This window comes from Myxococcus sp. AM011, from assembly GCF_013372595.1.
Classification (GTDB): domain Bacteria; phylum Myxococcota; class Myxococcia; order Myxococcales; family Myxococcaceae; genus Myxococcus; species Myxococcus eversor.
Genome location: NZ_JABXEM010000495.1, coordinates 1 through 2,947, shown reverse-complemented (window position 1 = coordinate 2,947; position 2,947 = coordinate 1). Strand labels below are relative to the sequence as shown.

The 2,947-nt window shown below is 69.8% G+C and carries 3 protein-coding genes; 1 reads left to right on the top strand and 2 read right to left on the bottom strand.

All coding sequences use genetic code 11. From position 1 onward, the window contains the following. On the top strand, positions 1 to 802 hold an 802-nt coding region (locus HUW62_RS46640; protein ID WP_176438119.1), incomplete at its 5' end, for a quinone-dependent dihydroorotate dehydrogenase. A gap of 166 nt (positions 803 to 968) precedes the next feature. Here the strand turns inward: HUW62_RS46640 and HUW62_RS46635 are convergent. Both HUW62_RS46635 and exoK read right to left on the bottom strand, forming a co-directional pair. Next, a complete protein-coding gene (locus HUW62_RS46635) occupies positions 969 to 1,469 on the bottom strand; it encodes a DUF4097 family beta strand repeat-containing protein (RefSeq protein ID WP_163865559.1) in 501 nt (166 codons plus the stop codon). Between the two features lie 292 nt (positions 1,470 to 1,761). Next, positions 1,762 to 2,910 (bottom strand): spore coat polysaccharide biosynthesis glycosyltransferase ExoK, encoded by a 1,149-nt coding sequence (exoK, locus tag HUW62_RS46630; RefSeq protein ID WP_163865560.1) that lies wholly within the window; start codon positions 2,908 to 2,910, stop codon positions 1,762 to 1,764. Positions 2,911 to 2,947 lie beyond the last annotated feature (37 nt).

Sequence of the window (2,947 nt, the reverse complement as noted above, 5' to 3'; positions counted from 1 at the left end):
CGGCAACCCCACGCCCCGCCTGTTCCGCCTGCCGGAGCACCAGGCCGTCATCAACCGCATGGGCTTCAACAACCACGGCGCCGCCGTGGCCGCGGCCCACCTGCGTCAGCGCGCCTGGCACCCCGGGCCGCTGGGCATCAACGTGGGCAAGAACAAGGACACGCCGCTGGAGCAGGCGGTGGAGGACTACGTGGCGTGCGTGGACGCGCTCGCGCCCCTGGGTGACTACGTGGTGGTCAACGCCTCGTCACCCAACACGCCGGGCCTGCGCAAGCTCCAGGAGCCCGAGCAGCTCTCCGCGCTCCTGGGCGCCGTGCAGGAGCGTCTGGCCGCCGTGGCCCCGGGCAAGCCCCTGTTCCTCAAGATTGCCCCGGACCTGACGCCCGAGGCCGTGGACGAGGTCGTGGACGTGGCGCGCACCCGGAAGCTCGCGGGCCTCGTCGCCACCAACACCACGGTGGCGCGGCCCTTCGAGCACCCGCTCGCGAAGGAGGCCGGCGGCCTGTCCGGCGCGCCCGTGCGAGAGGCCGCCAACGCCGTCATCCGACGCGCGTACCTGCGCTCGGGCGGAGCGCTGCCGATCATCGGCGTGGGAGGCGTCTTCAGCGCCCAGGACGTCTACGAGAAGCTGCGCGCGGGAGCGTCCGTGGTGCAGGTCTACACGGGCTTCATCTACGAGGGGCCCGGCATGGTGCGCCGCATCCTCCCCGCCCTGGCCGCCCTGCTGGAGAGAGACGGCTTCACGAGCGTCTCCCAGGCCATTGGCGCGGAGCACCGGAGCGCCAGGACGTCCGCTTCCTGAAGGCCGGGGCCGCCCTGTGAGCGGCTCGCCGGCCGGGGCCTCGCGTCTCGCGCCACCGGAAGGTGGGGACACAAAGCGGCACGACAAAAAGTGAGCGCTCGCCGGCGCCTTGGAGTTTCACCGGCGAGCGCCCCGGGCCGTCTGACTTGGAGACGGGCCTCGAAAGCTATTCCTGGAGGGTCAGCGAGCCACTGACGGTGCTCACTTCCACCTCGTGGGTGCCCGCGCCGTAGGTCTTCTTCCTCGACCCCAGGGCCACGCTGCTCCCGTTGAAACTCCCCCCTACAGAGCTGAATTCCACCCGCGCGTCCGCTCGCTCCGGCAGCTTCAGCCGGACGTTGCCCGACACCGTCGTGACTTCGGTGTCCTCGAGCTTCTTGGGAGCCAGTACCACCTCTCCCTCAACGGTACTCACCGACAAACGTCGCTCCGAGCCGTTCACTTCCACACGGCCGTTCACCGTGGCGTGCTGCTGAGGCCCCGTCACCCCCTTCACCACCACCGCCCCGTTCACCACTGAAACGTCCAGCTCCGACGCCCTCGGCACCTTCACCGTCAACCGCACCGAGCCGTGCTCCGCCCGACACGACTGCTGCTTCGCCTCGCAGGGCCCGCAGCACACCTTCACTTCCACCGCGTCACCGTCCTGGCTGACTTCCACGCTCATGGCTTTCCGGGAACTGTCGGGATTTTCCGGAACAGCCTCGATTACCACACTATTCCCGTCTACCGCATCTACGCGGACCGCGCCATTAACATTGGAAAGATGGACCTGGGGAGTTCCATCCGTGTCGAACTTCCAGGTCTGCGTCGTCGGGGCGGCGGAGGCCAGCACAGCCAGCAGGGGCAGCAACATGACGGGAGCTCCGAGGTAGGGTGCGAACACCCCACCTACGGACGGGCCGGCGCCCCATTGCCGGCGAACGACGCGAAGTATCCACGCCGGTCTGACATGGCCCTCAGGGGCCGTGAACCACGCGTTGATACAGCGCGTCATGGAGGCGGATCAACCGCTCCAGGGACAGCTCGCGGGCGACGAAGTCCCGGGCCGCGCGGCCCATGCGCCTGGCCTTCTCGGGGCTCGAGAGGAGCTGGTTGATGGCCTGGGCGAGCTGGGCCGGGCGCTCGGAGGGGACGACGAGGCCGCGCTCGCCATCGCGAACGAGGTCTGTGTTCCCCCCCACCCGGGTCACCACCATGGGGAGGCCGGCCGCCATGCCCTCCATGACGGCGTTGGACATGCCCTCCGCGCTGGAGCACAGCACGCCCAGGGTGGCGCGCGCGTAGATGGCGGCCACGTCCGTGCGGTGCCGCAGGAAGTGCACGGTGTCCGACACACCCAGCTCCGCGGCCAGCTTCTCCAGGCCCTTGCGGCGGGGCCCGTCGCCCACGAGGAAGGCCTGCACCGGCGTGCCCCCGTGGTGGAGCATGGCCAGCGCCAGCAGCAGGTCCTCCTGCCGCTTCACCGGGTGGTTCATGTTGGCGACATGGACGATGACGGGTGAATCGCCGGTGTCGGGCAGCGGGGCCTTGAGGCCCTCGCGCATGCGCATGTCGAAGCGGGCCAGGTCCAGGCCGTTGTGGATGACGGAGATGCGCGAGGCGGGCAGCCCCTCCTCCTCCACCAGCATCCGGCGGATGGCCTCCGCGTTGGCGACGACGTGGTCCGCCATGGCCGTCAGCCGCGAGTGCACCGCGCGCCGCGCCTTGCCCTGCCAGTGGGACAAGTCCAGCCGACCGACGATGACCTTGGTCCCCGCGAGCTTGGCGGCGGGCACGGCGATGAGCGTGGAGTAGAAGTCGTGCACGTGGACCAGGTCCACGCGGTTGGACTTCAGCCAGCGGGCCATGCGCATCACCTGGTACGCGGTGTTGGCCTGCGCGACGGAGCCCTTGAGGGGAAACGTCTCCGCCGCGTAGCCCAGCTTCCACACCGCGCCCATCAACGGCCCGGCGTCCTCCAGCACGGAGACCTGGAGCTGGTAGCTGGGGGGCAGTCCCCGCAGCAACTCCAGCACCTGCACCTCCGTGCCACCGATGTGGAAAGACCGGGTGAACTGCACCAGGCGCATGGGCCTGGCCCCCATATTCACGTCTTCACGCCGCATGTCCCGACCCCTCCCACGCCCCCACGGGCCCGACGGG